We start from the raw sequence: 15431 nt of genomic DNA, 5'->3' as shown, positions 1-15431 counted from the left end.
CAGTAGATGGACAAACAACAAAAGTAACAGAAAAAGAAGTAACAAAAGACAACTGGAACTACGAGTTTAACGATCTACCAAAATATGAAAACGGAAAAGAAATCACATACAGTATAGATGAAGAAGCCGTACCAGGATATGAAAAATCAACAGATGGTTATAATTTGAAAAATAAATATACACCAGAAAAAGTAAGTGTAGCAGGAACAAAAACATGGGATGACGCAAACAACCAAGACGGAAAACGCCCAGACAAGATTAAAGTAATCCTAAACAAAACAGTAGACGGACAAACAACAAAAGTAACAGAAAAAGAAGTAACAAAAGACAACTGGAACTACGAGTTTAACGATCTACCGAAATATGAAAACGGAAAAGAAATCACATACAGTATAGATGAAGAATCAGTTGCTGGATATAAGAAAACTATAGATGGTTATAATCTGAAAAATACTTATATCCCACCTAAACCAAAATTACCTAATACAGGAAGCACATCAACTGAACTAGGTGGATTAGGATTTTTAGCTGCATTAACAGGATTGGTATTAGCTAGAAGAAAAAATAAAACTAATTAATAAATAGTTTATACGAGAAATACGAGACATAGAGCCAAAATATGTCTCGTATTTTTGATTTTTTATGATACAATTAGGATGGGATAAATAAATTAGAATTTATTGAGGAAAAGATGAAAATAGAAATTAGAGAAGTTATAAATAAGGAAGAAAAAGAAGAGATATCCAAGGAAGTACTTTATGATTTACCAGAATGGTTTGGACTTCCTGAAAGCACAGAAAATTATATTATAGATTCGCAAGATAAACCATTATTGGCTTTTTATGTGAATGATGAAGTCGCAGGTTATATTGTTTTAAATGCAACGAGTAAGGATTGTGCAGATATTTTTGTTATGGGTGTTAAGAAGAAATTTCATAGAATGGGTATTGGATTAAAATTGAACAATGCATTTGAAATCTTGGCTAAAAAATTAGGATATACATACTCACAGGTGAAAACAGTTAAGACAGGTTGCTACAAAGAGTATGATATTACCAATAAGTTTTATATAGCGATGGGCTATAAAGAATTGGAATGTTTTCCTACTCTATGGGATGAATGGAATCCATGTCAAATATATATCAAATACCTTGGAGAATAATAAATTTTGAATTATGAAATTATCAACAAAAATAGACTCTTTGTTAAATTCAATTGATGGAGAAAAATAGAATTATCTATATTGTTATATTTTATAAAAGGAACTTTTAACAAACGAAACTTAAGTATAAGTTAATTTATAATATCACTATGCTAAAAAATAATTATGTGATACACTGTAAATATAGATTAACGAGAAAGGGATATAGAAATGAAGAAGGGTAAGAGTTTAGAAGATTATGGATGGATAATAAATGTTTTAGCTCTGATTGTTGCTATTTTCAGTCTATGGTATAGTAGTCAATCTGCCAATTCTGCAAAAGAATCTGCTGATTTTGCAAAAAAAGCTAATATTATTCAGATAGAGACGTATAAATTTGAAGAATTAAATAAGGATATTGAGACAATACAAAGATTATATGCAAAGTATAAACATAATTCAAAACTAGTTTTGGAATCTAGTGACTTAGAAGAATTGGAAAAAGTTTTTGAAGGACTAACTGGACATATAGACATTGATGAAAAAGACGATTCAACTAATTATGCTAAAGTGAAGAAATCTGGAATAAAATTAAAAGAAGCTTGTGAACGTTATATTTAATTCTTAAAATCTACAGATAAAGAAGTATCAAATAATCAAAAAATTAAAGGCAAAGGTAAACTCGTCAATACAGGATCTCTACCAGAGTTAGAGAAATTGCTTAGTGAGTTTAAAAAAGAAAAAAGAGACTATTTAAAAAATAAATAAAATTTATAATATGGAATTGATTTATAGAGACGATAGTGATTGATCTGACCCCAAAAAGTTAGACTTAGGATAGCGTAGTAGTTATAATGACTGCGACGCTATCTTTTTTATATTTATACAGTCATATGTTTTATTCTATATTGCTTAGGACTTAACCATCCTAGTTTCTCTTTTATTCTCTCTTCATTATAATATTTTATATATTTTTCAATAGCTAACTTCAGTTCCATATAATTATTATATGTTGTTCCATAGTATATCTCTTGTTTTAATATTCCGAAGAAATTCTCCATTACCGAATTATCCAAACAATTTGCTTTTCTAGACATACTTTGGTAAATACGTTCTTCTTTTAACCTTTTTGAGTATGCCTTCATTTGATAAGCCGATCCTTGATCAGAATGGAAAGTTCTCCTATAAGGGGATTTAGCTGTGACTTTAATAGCTTCTTCTAGTGCATCCATTATATTTTTAGCTGATGGGCTCTCACTTATACTATAGCTTATTATCTCACCATTATACATATCCATAAATGGATCTAAATAAAGTTTCTTTACTACTAATTTACCTCTCTCACTAACTTCATAATATTTAAATTCAGTTGTGTCTGTAGTGATTTTCTGATGTGGAATATTAGTATTGAATCGTCTTCTAATTCTATTCTTAGCTGTTTTTCCAATTTTCCCTTTATATGAATTGTATTTTCTACTTTTTCTAGTGAATGATGTAACCTGTAATCCTAATTTTTGTATAATTCTTTGAACTTTCTTTTTGTTTATAATATATCCTAAATTACGTAATGCACCATATATACGTCTATAACCATAATCTTTGTTATTCTTTCTTATTTCTAATATTTTCTCTTCAATTTCTTTATCTGGATTAACTCTATCGAATCTCTTCTGCCAGTACATATACGTTGCTTTTGGCATTATCGCATATAAAAGAAGGTCTTTAAGTATGAATTCTCCTCGGAGACTGCTTATAATTCGCGCCTTCTTTTCATTTCTGCTTCTTCCGCTAAACGCAATCTCCTCGCTTCTTTTAAAAATGCATTTTCTATCCTTAGTTGTAGTAATTGATCTTCTAATTCTTTTACATATTCTTTAGATATATTATCAATTGTGGTTTGACTTGTTGTTTCCTTACTTAACTTTTTAGTTGATTTAGCCATTGAGATTTTCCGACCTTTCCTTCGTTCTCTCAATGCATTAGGACCAGCTACTCTAAAGCGATTAACCCAGTTACAAATAAGTGCTGGATTATTTATACCTTCTTGTAAAGCTATGTCATTGTATGAGAGTTCACTTGTTAAGTATAATTCTACAACAAATATCTTTTTTTCGAAAGAATATTCTTCATTTTTTCTAGAACGACGTAATCCTTCATCTCCATATTTCTTATATTTGGCAACCCAAACTTCAATATTATTATGAGATTTTATAGCATACTTTTTCGCTAACGATCTTATGCTTATATTTTCATTTATATACTCTAGTACGACTTTCTTTTTAAATTCAAAATTATATTTAATCATAAAAATATCGACCTCCAAAAAGTTAGATTTTTTGGTCTAACTTTTTGGGGTCGGTACATTTATTATTATGTCTTTTTTTTTTATTTGCAATGTATGGTGAGGTGTGGTACACTTTAAGTGAAAGATGTATGGTGGATAGTGGTACACTTAGAAAGGAGGTTACTATGTTTAAAATTGATTCATTATCAGATAAACCAATTTATAAACAAATAGTAGATCAAATTAAATCTATGATAAGCAAAAACTTATTGCAAGAGGGAGATAAATTACCATCGGTAAGAGAATTTTCTAAAATGTTAGGTGTCAATGTTAGTACGATACAAAAAGCTTTTCAACAGCTGGAAAGTGAAAAAATAATTATAACAATTGTAGGGAAAGGTACTTTTATCACTAATAACTTTGATAGTATTATCCCAAATTATAAATTAATAGATTCTATAATTGAAGAATTGGTTAGGGAAGTAAAGATAAGGGGAATCTCGGAAGAAGATTTATTAGAAAAAATTAAGTTAGAATTTCGAAAGGATGATTAATAATGAATAATAAGAAGATAGATGTAAAGTTAAAAGAATTAATCATGGAATGGAGATTTTTGGGATTATCGATGGAGAAATTGTGTGAAGTGATTTCTGAAAAGCTAAAGGAGAAAAATTATGAAACTTGCGATAAAGAATATTAATAAAAAATTTTCAATAAAGAAAGTATTAAATAATGTTAGTTTTACTGTAAATGCTGGAGAAATTGTAGCACTTGTTGGTAGAAATGGAAGTGGGAAAACAACTTTATTAAAGATTTTATCAGGAATATATAGTCAAGATTCTGGGGAAATAGAAATTGAAGGCATAGATAATAAAAATATAAGAAAACAACTGATTTATATACCGGATAGATTCGATTATTTCAAAAATTCTAAAATTAAAAAGGTTTGTGAATTTTACAAATTAGCCTATGAAAATTTTGATGAACAATATTTTAAAACAGAATTAGAAAAAATTAAATTATTACAGACTAGCAGATTATCTGAATTATCAAAAGGACAATTAGCCATTTTTAGTTTGATTTTGGGGATTTCATGTCGAACAAGGTTTATCTTTTTAGATGAACCGTTAGACGGAATAGATGTGATAAATACTAAAATGATAGTTGACTATATTTTGGATGCTCAAAGTGATGGGATTGGATTATTAATTAGTAGTCACCAATTAAATGCTTTAGAAAATATAAGTGATAAGGTTGTCTATTTAGATGATGGAATTGGAATAGGTGAAGAAATTAATAAGGATGAGTATAGTAAATATCAATTGGTGTATCAAGAAAAGATACCAGAGGAGTTACGTTGTAATCCTAATTTAAGAATTATTAGCAATATTGGAAGAGTTTATGTGGTTATTGTGAGGGGAAGTTATGATGCTACTCATGACATTATTCAAGATGAAGATCTTCTTCAATATGATAAACTACCTATTGTATTAGAGGATATCTTTTTATTAAATAGTAAAGGGGAAGATGAAAATGTGTAAAGATATTTTAAAAATCATTCGTATATACTTAAAACAATATTCAATAATGTTAATTATACTATTAATTGCTTTTTCGATATTTGCTGCTACAACTACTAATAAGCGATTAAATGAATTAAAAAATGGAGTTGCAGCTTATGATTTTCAATTAACAACAGGCATAGCTAAGGAATTGGAAATAAGAAAAGGAGCATCTAATGATGAATTAAATCAAAAAACACACGAACTGTATAAGTTAAAAGAAGAATATCAGAAAAATTATAAAGAAAAATTGTCAAAAGAAAAATTAGATGAGATGAAACATTCTTATGCGGTTGGAGCATATTTACATAATTTTCCAAGTTCTCCAATATGGACATTTTATACTAACAATGAGGATCTAAATGTACTTACAGGTGGAGGAAGTGAAAAATACAAACAATACTTAACTGAAGAAGAACTGAATAACGTTCCTAAATATAAAGAATGGTCACGAATGCAACCCGGTAGCAAGGAGTACTTTGATAAACAAGAGGAATTAGATAAAGTATATCCACCAGCATTAGATATTAGTAATGTAAAAACATTAACCTTCTTAAAAGAAAATTTAGAAGCTAGTAAAGTTAAGTTGAAAGAAACTATGTTTAGCGAAGGAACTAATATTGGTTATTATATTTTGATAACTTTAATCCCGTTGTTAATCTTTGGAGTTGAATATCATACTAATTTTGGTAAATTTGTAGCGAGCTTACCTTATGAAAAAGAGAAAGTATATTTTGCCAAAGTAATTTTATCATTTTTAACTTTAATAGTTACTTATATTTTAACAGGTCTAGTTAATATAGCGGTTATAAGCAATAGTTTGTTAGGAGAAATTTATAACGTGTCAGCGGTATTTGAAATAAACAATAAAGTATATATACTGGGAATAGGTCTAGTATTATTAGGAGCTATTTTATCAAGTTTTTGTGGAAGTATATTAAGCATAGGTGCGATGTATATTCCGGCTCTTACACTGATATATTATCCATTGGGAGTGTGGATTGCTATAGGAAGATTGTTCTTTGTAAATTATCTTCCAGATGGACCGTTTCTTAATAATATACCAAGGATGCCAATATTTTATTATTTCGGCTACACTCCTTGGAAGAATATTATTATTTATCTAGTTATTTTAACAATAATTATGCTGTTAGCAAGTAAGGTTTATAAAATACACAATGTAGAAAAAGAAGGTGAATTTTTCACAATAGAAAGACTGTCATTAGTGGGATATTTTATATTATTAATGGGAATATTTGCTTTTTCACTGGTAATGCTAACAGAAGTGTTTACTATTAGCCAAGGTGTATCTTTAGCATTAACGATATTATTAATACCAGCTATAGTTTGGAAATTAGTTAGAACAAAAATAAGAGTATAAAATTAAAAATAATTAGAAATCATTCTTTATTTTCCGACAATTCTATGGAGTTTTGTAAAGTTTTCAAGAGAAAATACACAATTTTTCAAAAAAATGGTTGACACATAAAAAATTTACTGATATACTTAATAACAAGTTAATGATTCACACGTCGATAAGATAAGTAAAAGTGAAAGATGGTAAAGAGAGTCTCGGTTGGTGAAAAGAGATCGTATTGGAAACTTTGAAAATGGTCTTTGAGTGTTAATGGTCGAATAATTAGGCCTTTACGGGTGAGCCCGTTATAGCTTCAGGGTATAACATCAAATTTGATGCGTACTTTTTGAGTTGATATTTGTGAGAATATCATAAAGTAAGGTGGTAACACGTAAATGATTAGACGTCCTTGCAGAAGCGTAAGCTTCTGTGAGGACTTTTTTATTTCTCAAAATAATCACAAGGATACTTAACTTACAAAATAATACAAAATTTCGGAGGAAAGTAACATGTCAGAATTACTAAATATTTACAAAACTTTAAAAAATAAAAAATGGGTGAACTTAAGCCACAAGATTGATGAAAATTCACCTAAGTTTCCAGCACTTCCTGCCCTAGAAAAAGAAAATGTCTTTACTTTAAAAGATGGTTTCTATGTTCAAAAATTCTCAGTAGTAGGTCAATATGGAACACACATTGATGCACCAATTCACTTCGTAGAAGGTGGACGTTGGTTAGATGAAATTGAACTTAAAGATTTACTATTACCTTTATACGTAATCGATAAAAGTAAAGAAGTGGCAGAAAATAATGACTATGTGATTTCTAAACAAGATATCCTTGATTTTGAAGCTGAGCATGGTGAAATATTACCAGAATCATTCGTAGCATTCAGAAGTGACTGGTCTAAACGTTGGCCTAGCTATGATGAAATTAGAAATCTAGACGAAAATGAAGTTCAACACACTCCAGGTTGGGGAAGAGATGCATTAGAATTCTTAATTAAAGAAAGAAAAGTTAAAGCTGTCGGACATGAAACTCTAGATACTGACTCAGGAGTTACAGCAGCTGCTGAAGGACTTATTCAAGAATATTACTTACTAGAACAAGATATTTATCAAATTGAAGTTTTAGCAAATCTTGATCAAGTACCTGCAACTGGATCATTAATTTCAATTGCTTATCCAAACTGGACAGAAGCAACTGGGTCACCGGTAAGAGTGGTAGCGATACTACCAGAAGACGAATAGTACGGTCTTTATAAAAAAGTTTTAGTTTATGAAAAAAATAGATATTAGAAAAGAGAAAAGAAGAAAAGTTTGAAGAGGAAAGTAACTGGAAGTTTATAATAAGGTCAAAATAATAAAGTCAGAAGAATAAAACAAAAAGAGAAAATAAATCAGTTAAACAAGAGGAGAAAAATATTATGTGTCAAGGATGTCAAAATAAAGTAGTAAAAAATGTAGCGTATAGAGTGGATCATGTAGGATCATTTTTAAGACCTAAAGAGTTAGTAGAAGCTCGTGAGAAATTCTCAAAAGGAGAATTATCACAAGAAGAATTAACAAAAGTAGAAGACAAAGTGATTGCAGAATTAGTTGAAAAACAAATTGAAAATGGATTAAAAGGAGTAACAGACGGGGAGTTCCGTCGTGCATACTGGCACCTAGACTTCTTCTGGGGTCTTAATGGTGTAGAACACGTTCAAGGAGAAAAAGGTTACCCATTCAAAGGTATTGAAACTAAACCAGATACAGCAAAAGTATCAGGAAAAATCAGCGGAGAAAATCACCCATTCGTAGCTCACTACAAATTCTTGAGAGACTTAGTAGCTGATAGAGAAGGTGTAACTGTAAAATTAACAATTCCATCACCATCACAATTATACTTTGAGCTAATTCGTACAGAAGACCACATCAAAGGATACGAAAAATTCTACCCAACATTTGAGGAATTAAAAGATGCGATTGTAGCAGCTTATAAACAAGTTATCGCAGACCTTTACAACGAAGGATTACGTGTATTACAATTTGACGATTGTACTTGGGGAGCATTAGCTGATGATGGATTTGCGAATCGTTTCCGTGATGCGCGTCCTTTAGAAGAAGTTCGTAGAGAATATGCAGCACGTTGTTTAGCATTAAATAATGAAGTTATCGAAGGGAAACCAGGAGACTTAGCAATCAATACACACGTTTGTCGTGGTAACTTCGCTTCTAAATGGATTTCTCAAGGTGGATATCAAAATATCGAAGATGAGCTTCTAGCTGGAGAAAACGTAGATGCGTACTACTTAGAATACGATACAGATCGTGCAGGAGATTTCAAGCCACTAGCAAAAGTTGGAAAAGATAAAAAAGTTGTTTTAGGATTAATTACATCTAAATTTGCAGATTTAGAAGATAAAGAAGAAGTAATCGCAAGAATTAAAGAAGCTAGCGAATACATTCCATTAGAAAACATCTACTTAAGTACTCAATGTGGATTTGCTTCTACAGAAGAAGGAAACGTGATTACAGAAGAAGATCAATGGAAAAAAATCGGCTTAATCAAAGAAATCGTAGAAGAAGTTTGGGGTACAGAAAAATAATAATACTTTAGTATTTCTTCAAGTACACTAAATTAAGAGAATTATATAATTAAAGTAAATGATAAAAGTAAGCACATAAATTGACTTTTTTATCGATAATACAGTAAACTAAACTAGCATTGATTTCATTCGTTCAATGTATAAGTAATATCTGGTTTTATTTTTCACATTATAAAATATAGTCTATTTAATTAATACATGAGTAGCAATGTAAGTCTCTCACTGTCAGATAGGCAAATGTATTTAACCATTATTAAATAGGGGAAACCAAAATATTTCATAGTTTGAAAATAGGACTTAAAATCAAGGAGGAAAAAAGAATGAAAAAGAACAAATTGTTTATAGGAGCACTAGCGTTAGTAATGAGTGTCGTAACAGCATGTAGTTCAAAAACGCAAAACACAATTACCACTTCTCAAGATAAAGATACTTTCACGTATGCTATTAGTGATGATCCATCATCAACTAACCCAATTAAGGTTAGTGACCGTTGGGGGTTAACAATGACTAATATTATCTACTCACCATTAATTAAAGTTAATGGAGATGGTTCAAAAGAATATGCTTTAGCAGAATCTACTGAACTTGCAAAAGATGGTCTTAGCTTAAAAGTTAACTTAAGAAAAGATGTAAAATGGTCTGATGGACAAAAATTCACAGCTGACGATGTAGTTTTCACTTATCAAACAAAAGCTAAAAAAGAAAATGGAAACTTCAAAAACTTATGGATTGGTGATAAACCGATAACTATTGAGAAAGTAGATGACTACACAGTAGTATTTAAGTTCCCAGAGCCAAGTGCAGCTGCAGCAAATAACATTGCAAATGAAACTTATATTATTCCAAAACACGTTTATGGAAATGTATCTGATTTCTCAGTTAAAGAATTAAAAGAAACACCAGTAGGAACTGGACCATACAAACTAGTAGAAAACAAACGTGGAGAATACATTAAATTTGAAGCGAATGAAAATTATTATAATGGTAAGCCAAAAGTTAAAAATGTAGTACTACGTATTATTAAAAGTGCTGATACTACAAAAGTAGCATTACAAAAAGGTGAGGTAGATGCAGCATATGTATTACCTGCTGCAATTAAAGATTTAGATTCTAAAAACATCGATACTTATCCTTACAGTGAAAACCGTATTGGATACTTAGGACTAAACACAAACACAGATGAATTAAAAGATGTTAAAGTTAGACAAGCTATTTTATACGCATTAAACAAAGAAGATATGAATAAAGCTGCTTACTTAGACAGTAAATACTACCAAAACCCTTATTCATTCTTACCGCCGAAAAATCCATTCCATACTGATGATGTAGAGAAATATACTCAAAATGTTGAAAAAGCAAAATCACTATTAAAAGAAGCTGGAGTTTCTAACTTGAAACTTAACCTAGGATATGCAAGTAACGATGCTGCAAATACTATCCAAGCAACATTCATCCAACAACAATTACAATCAGTAGGAATTAATGTTGAGCTACGTGGTGGAGATGAGACAGCTATCTTTACAGAATTAAGAAAACCTGGTTCTAAAGCTTACAACTTATTCTTAGGTGGATATATCATGGGTAACGATCCTGATTTATACTCTAAGCTATTTGGATCAAATGGTACTTCAAATTACTTCCAATACAGAAGTGAAAAAGTTGATGGATTATTCAAACAAGGTGCAGCTGAATTAGATGAAGCTAAACGTAAAGAAGTGTACAAAAACCTTCAACAAGAAATTGCTAACCAAGCATACCTATACCCAATCGTAGATAACCAAAAAATCTTAGCGGTTAATAAACGTGTTGGAAATGTTAACGATGCTAAGTTAGTACCAATCTACACATTTGATGATTTATCAAAAATTACTCTTAAATAGTAATAGTAGTGGAAAATAAAATATAGTGTGAGGGGGAGTACGATAAAATCCTATTTATATAAGATTTTATAGTATCTCCCTCGCTTTATTAGTTTTAAGGGGAATGTTAATTTATAATTTACAACAAAAAGGTTTGCGATAAATTATAAATGAATTTCATAAAAATATAGTAATTAAAATTTAAAGGAGATTGTATGATTCGATATATTTTGAAACGTATATTACAAGCAATACCATTACTTTTAGTAATATCGTTTATAGTATTTACTTTAATACATTTAGCGCCATATGATGCTATCGATTCACAGATAACGTCTAATATGTCACAAGAAGAAATAAATATACTTCGTGAACAAAGCGGGCTTAATAAACCATTCTTAATTCAGTATGTAGATTGGTTAGGTCAAATATTGAGTGGAAACTTCGGGCACTCATTAGTAACTCATAATAGTGTAGGAGAGGAAATTCTAGCGAAAATCCCTAATACAATATCGTTAGTATTACCAGCCTACGTGACAGCACTAATAATCGCAATAGTACTAGGATTAGTAGCTGCAGCAAACAAAGGTAAACGGCAAGATAAACTAATCGATGCTGTAGCTTCATTAGGAATAGCTACACCATCATTTTGGATAGCGATGATATTCATCTATGTTTTAGGATATCAATTAAATTTATTCCCAATAATAGGAATGCACACAATTGGTAAAGAAGGCGACTTTGGTGATTTCTTATCACACTTTATAATGCCTTATCTAACTCTAACGATTGTATTTTTCGCGGAACTTACACGATATGTAAGGTCTTCAGCTTTAAATCAAACAAATGAAGAATATGTAGTAGTTCAGCAAGCTTTCCAAGCGACAAAAACTCAAATCTTCACAAGACACATTATAAAAAATGTACTAATACCGGTCATAACTCAAGTAGGTATGTCATTACCGATGTTAGTAACTGGTGCGATTATTACAGAAACAGTATTTAGTTGGCCTGGAATTGGACCATATATTACACAAGCAACTAGAGCGTTAGATTATCCTATAATAATGGCGGTAATGTTATTATCAGCTACATTAGTAATAGTAGGTAATTTAATTTCAGATATACTGTACTCAATAGTTGACCCTAGAATTAGACGAGGAGGTAAGTAAGATGAAAAGATTTATTAAAATAGCTAAAAGTTCAAAAATTTATATTTTTTCACTTATTTTTATAGCGATATTAGTGTTCGTTTCATTAATAGCACCTTTACTTCCTATTGATCCAGCGGCTACTGATGTAGCGAATCTATCTCAATCACCAAGTCTACAACACCTATTTGGGACTGATGAGGTAGGTCGTGATTACTTCATTCGTGTAGTTTATGGAGGTCGTGTTTCTCTTATCGTAGGATTATTAGCGATGGTGACTGCCGTAACAATCGGAACGATAGTAGGTCTTATCGCAGGGTACGTTGGTGGAGTTGTTGATAGTATTCTTATGAGATTAGTCGATGTATTATCATCTATCCCATGGTTAGTATTAGTAATCGTACTTAGTGTGTTTTTAAAACCAGGAATTGGTTCAATAATTATAGTAATAGGATGTTTTTCTTGGATGCGTCTTGCGAGATTAGTTCGTGCTGAAACTCTATCGGCAAAAGAATATGATTATGTAGTATATAGTAGATTTAGCGGTGTAAAAACTATCTCTATCTTAAAGAAACATATTATTCCAGCTATAATACCAACTTTAGTAGTAGCGGCAAGTGCCTCAATAGCTAACGCAATAATGACAGAAGCGGCACTTAGTTTCTTAGGTCTTGGTATTCAACAGCCTATGACTTCTTGGGGAACACTTCTGCAAAATGCACAACAAAGTCTACAACGTGCACCTCATATGGCAATTATCCCTGGATTATTTGTAATGTTAACAATTTATTCATTCAATAATATTGGTAACCTACTTACAAAATATATTCAAAAGGAGGGAGAATAGTATGACAAACATAGTAGAATTAAAAAATCTAACGGTTAATTATAAACCAAATAAAGAAGTAGATAAACAGCTAATACATGGTATCGATATTAATTTAAGAAAAGGTCATATCACTGGTGTTGTTGGTGAATCAGGAAGTGGAAAAAGTATTCTGATGCGTAGCATAATGTCTATTCTTCCTAACAATATTTTTGATAAAAATGATAAGTTTATCTTTGATGGAAAGGAAGTCAAGAAGGGTGAAAAATTACCAATTTCTATGATTTTCCAAAACCCTATGACCTCACTAGATCCAGTTAGAACAATTGGTTTTCACTTAATAGAATTAATAGAAAGATTTCAAAATAAATCTAAAGAAGATGCGAAAAAACTAGCTATAGAGCAACTTGAAAAAGTAGGTATTCTTAACGCACCACTTAGAATGGAACAATATCCACATGAATTATCTGGTGGTATGCGTCAAAGAATATTAATAGCCATGGCGTTACTTGCTAATCCTAAGTTATTAGTAGCAGATGAACCTACAACTGCTCTAGACGTTACGGTTCAAGCACAGATTTTATCTCTAATTAAGAAATTACAAAAAGAAACAGAACTTAGTGTAGCACTAGTCAGTCACGACTTCGGTGTAATAGCTGGAATGTGTGACTATGTGTATATTATGTATAGAGGTAGAGTTGTCGAAAAAGGTAATGTTGAAGAAATCTTCAGCAATGCACAACACCCATATACAAAACAACTTCTAGCTGCAGCAAGATTAGAAAATACTAATAATGAGCTTCTGACTGTTGATTATAAAGAAGATGACAAACACTATACTTGGCAAAAACTTAGCGATACTCATGAGTATCTGAAAGAGGTGGAGTAATGAGTAAAGAGTATTTAAAACTGAAAAATGTACGAAAAGTTTATAAGTCTAAAGGAATAGGAAAAGAAATCAAAGAAACTATTGCGGTTAATGATATTAGTTTAGATATTTATAAAGCTGAGACGCTAGCTGTAGTAGGTGAATCTGGTAGTGGAAAGACTACTCTAGGTAAGGGAATTTTAAATATAGACCCATTTATTTCAGGTGATGTTTTTGTAGAAGGTAATGAAAAATCTTTAACTAAAATGTCAAAAAAGGAACTTGCAGAAGTTTATAGTAAGATGCAAATTATTTTCCAAGACCCATATTCATCATTAAATCCACGAATGAGCGCCTTAGATATAGTTATGGAAGCTTTACATAAAGAAGACAAAGAAACTGCGAAGAAAAAGGCGTTAGAAATCTTAGAGTTTGTTGGAATTTCTAATGAAGACGCGCTAAAATTATCAAATGCTTTTAGTGGAGGGCAACGTCAACGTATCGGTATTGCTCGAGCAGTTGTAACAAAACCAGACTTCATTCTATGTGATGAACCAACTTCTGCCTTAGATGCTTCAACACAAGCACAGGTAATTAATTTATTAAAAGATTTACAAAAAAAATTCTCTCTAACATATTTATTCATCTCACATAACTTAGGTGTAGTAGAGTATATCGCAGATAGAATAGCGGTAATGTATAGAGGTAATCTAGTAGAACTAGGAACAACAGAACAGATTATGAAAAATCCACAGCATGTTTATACAAAACGTCTTCTAAATTCTATGCCGATTATTGATCCAGTAAGAGCTAGAAAGATGTTCGAAGAATTTGAAGTCAGTGCAGAGGAAATAGTAATAACTGGTACTGAAAAATTTGAAGAAGTTGAAGAAGGACACTTTGTGTTAAAATAATAATTTGAATGCCAATCTCAAAGATTAGAAAGAAAGTCTAGTTCTTGAGGTTGGTATTTTTGCAAAATATTTAAAAGAGATTTTGACAGTAGGCAAACTTTGGAGTAAAATAATAATATTATTACATAATATGGAAAAGAGGAGCTATTATGGCTAAGAAAAAAGAACTAAAAACAAATGCTATGAGATTTTTAGATGAAAATGGTGTAGAGTACAATCATTTTGAATTTGATGCAGAAAGCGATGCTGCGAAAACTGGTGTAGGAGTAGCTGATATCATCGGGCGCGACCATAACCAAGTATTTAAAACAATTATGACTACAGATGGTAAAGGTAATTACGTTGTGGGAGTGTTGATGAGTGAAGATAGCATAAACTTTAAGAAACTAGCTAAAGCAGCAGGTGTGAAAAGTTTATCAATGTTACCACTTAAAGACTTAACAAAAATTACAGGATATGTAAAAGGTGGATGTTCACCATTTGCGATGAAAAAACTATTCCCGACTTTTGTAGATGAAAAATGTCGTGAAGTAGAAACGATTATTGTTTCTGCAGGTAAAGTAGGTCACCAAGTAGAGGTGAAACCAGAAGTACTAGAGCAACTTATCGGTGCTCAAGTAGTAGACTTTAAAGCTGAATAATATAAAAAGAACGACTTTTAATAATGATAATTGATGTATCTTATTATTTGAGTCGTTTTTTATTTTTTAACAAAAAATAATATATATTCAGTAAAATTTAAATATTAAAAATTTATAAATTATTGTTGAAAAAAGACAACAAATCACTCTAAAAATTACTGAAAACGTATGAAGTAACAATATTTATCTTAATTGAAAAAGTATTGTAACATAATTGAAATAGTTTAGATATTCTACT

At 30.7% G+C, this 15431-nt stretch carries 17 protein-coding genes and 1 other annotated feature; of the genes, 15 read left to right on the top strand and 2 right to left on the bottom strand.

The genetic code is table 11. The annotated features are described in order from the left end of the window. The 3 genes from ACWOA3_RS06355 to ACWOA3_RS06345 all read left to right on the top strand — a co-directional run. On the top strand, positions 1-578 hold a 578-nt coding region (locus ACWOA3_RS06355), incomplete at its 5' end, for a Cna B-type domain-containing protein (RefSeq protein WP_456884802.1). 113 nt (positions 579-691) lie between these two features. Next, positions 692-1162 carry a GNAT family N-acetyltransferase gene (locus ACWOA3_RS06350; RefSeq protein WP_456884800.1) on the top strand — a complete coding sequence of 157 codons (471 nt, stop codon included), beginning with the start codon at positions 692-694 and terminating at the stop codon, positions 1160-1162. A 210-nt stretch (positions 1163-1372) separates the two neighbouring features. Then, positions 1373-1762 (top strand): DUF4363 family protein, encoded by a 390-nt coding sequence (locus ACWOA3_RS06345; RefSeq protein ID WP_003148094.1) that lies wholly within the window; start codon positions 1373-1375, stop codon positions 1760-1762. Positions 1763-2022: 260 nt separating this feature from the next. On the opposite strand, the gene ACWOA3_RS06340 is transcribed toward ACWOA3_RS06345, so the two are convergent. After that, positions 2023-2961, bottom strand: a complete 939-nt coding sequence (locus ACWOA3_RS06340; RefSeq protein ID WP_456884804.1) for an IS3 family transposase — start codon at positions 2959-2961, stop codon at positions 2023-2025. Then, positions 2892-3446: a helix-turn-helix domain-containing protein gene (locus ACWOA3_RS06335; RefSeq protein WP_456884798.1), complete on the bottom strand. Its 555-nt coding sequence runs from the start codon at positions 3444-3446 to the stop codon at positions 2892-2894. The genes ACWOA3_RS06340 and ACWOA3_RS06335 overlap by 70 nt, the downstream gene beginning before the upstream one ends. Positions 3447-3610: 164 nt before the next feature. Between ACWOA3_RS06335 and ACWOA3_RS06330 the strand changes: the two genes are divergently transcribed. The 12 genes from ACWOA3_RS06330 (at position 3611) to ybaK (ending at position 15193) form a co-directional block, all read left to right on the top strand. Continuing rightward, on the top strand, positions 3611-3979 hold the full coding sequence (locus ACWOA3_RS06330) for a GntR family transcriptional regulator (RefSeq protein ID WP_456884796.1): 369 nt from the start codon (positions 3611-3613) through the stop codon (positions 3977-3979). A 2-nt stretch (positions 3980-3981) separates the two neighbouring features. After that, complete coding sequence (locus ACWOA3_RS06325; protein WP_003148089.1) at positions 3982-4125, top strand: hypothetical protein; 144 nt, start codon at positions 3982-3984, stop codon at positions 4123-4125. Then, positions 4100-4966 (top strand): ATP-binding cassette domain-containing protein, encoded by an 867-nt coding sequence (locus tag ACWOA3_RS06320; protein ID WP_456884794.1) that lies wholly within the window; start codon positions 4100-4102, stop codon positions 4964-4966. Before ACWOA3_RS06325 ends, ACWOA3_RS06320 begins: the two co-directional genes overlap by 26 nt. Beyond that, positions 4959-6368, top strand: a complete 1410-nt coding sequence (locus ACWOA3_RS06315; RefSeq protein WP_456884792.1) for a hypothetical protein — start codon at positions 4959-4961, stop codon at positions 6366-6368. The genes ACWOA3_RS06320 and ACWOA3_RS06315 overlap by 8 nt, the downstream gene beginning before the upstream one ends. Before the next feature lie 142 nt (positions 6369-6510). Further along, positions 6511-6758: a binding site (T-box leader), on the top strand. 95 nt (positions 6759-6853) lie between these two features. Beyond that, positions 6854-7594, top strand: coding sequence for a cyclase family protein (locus ACWOA3_RS06310; RefSeq protein ID WP_003148086.1), 741 nt, complete (start codon positions 6854-6856; stop codon positions 7592-7594). Positions 7595-7770: 176 nt separating this feature from the next. Then, positions 7771-8934: a 5-methyltetrahydropteroyltriglutamate--homocysteine S-methyltransferase gene (locus ACWOA3_RS06305; RefSeq protein WP_456884790.1), complete on the top strand. Its 1164-nt coding sequence runs from the start codon at positions 7771-7773 to the stop codon at positions 8932-8934. Between the two features lie 320 nt (positions 8935-9254). Next, positions 9255-10814 carry an ABC transporter substrate-binding protein gene (locus tag ACWOA3_RS06300; protein ID WP_456884788.1) on the top strand — a complete coding sequence of 520 codons (1560 nt, stop codon included), beginning with the start codon at positions 9255-9257 and terminating at the stop codon, positions 10812-10814. Between the two features lie 194 nt (positions 10815-11008). After that, positions 11009-11965, top strand: coding sequence for an ABC transporter permease (locus tag ACWOA3_RS06295; RefSeq protein ID WP_456884786.1), 957 nt, complete (start codon positions 11009-11011; stop codon positions 11963-11965). A 1-nt stretch (position 11966) separates the two neighbouring features. Continuing rightward, positions 11967-12791 carry an ABC transporter permease gene (locus ACWOA3_RS06290; RefSeq protein ID WP_456884785.1) on the top strand — a complete coding sequence of 275 codons (825 nt, stop codon included), beginning with the start codon at positions 11967-11969 and terminating at the stop codon, positions 12789-12791. 1 nt (position 12792) lies between these two features. After that, entirely contained in the window at positions 12793-13659 is an 867-nt protein-coding gene (locus ACWOA3_RS06285; RefSeq protein ID WP_003148079.1) for an ABC transporter ATP-binding protein, read from the top strand. Then, on the top strand, positions 13659-14552 hold the full coding sequence (locus ACWOA3_RS06280) for an ATP-binding cassette domain-containing protein (protein WP_003148078.1): 894 nt from the start codon (positions 13659-13661) through the stop codon (positions 14550-14552). Before ACWOA3_RS06285 ends, ACWOA3_RS06280 begins: the two co-directional genes overlap by 1 nt. Before the next feature lie 149 nt (positions 14553-14701). Beyond that, positions 14702-15193 (top strand): Cys-tRNA(Pro) deacylase, encoded by a 492-nt coding sequence (gene ybaK, locus ACWOA3_RS06275; protein ID WP_003148077.1) that lies wholly within the window; start codon positions 14702-14704, stop codon positions 15191-15193. The last annotated feature ends 238 nt before the right edge of the window (positions 15194-15431 follow it).

It is taken from the genome of Gemella taiwanensis (genome assembly GCF_054054385.1).
This window is presented reverse-complemented; position numbering and strand designations above follow the sequence as displayed.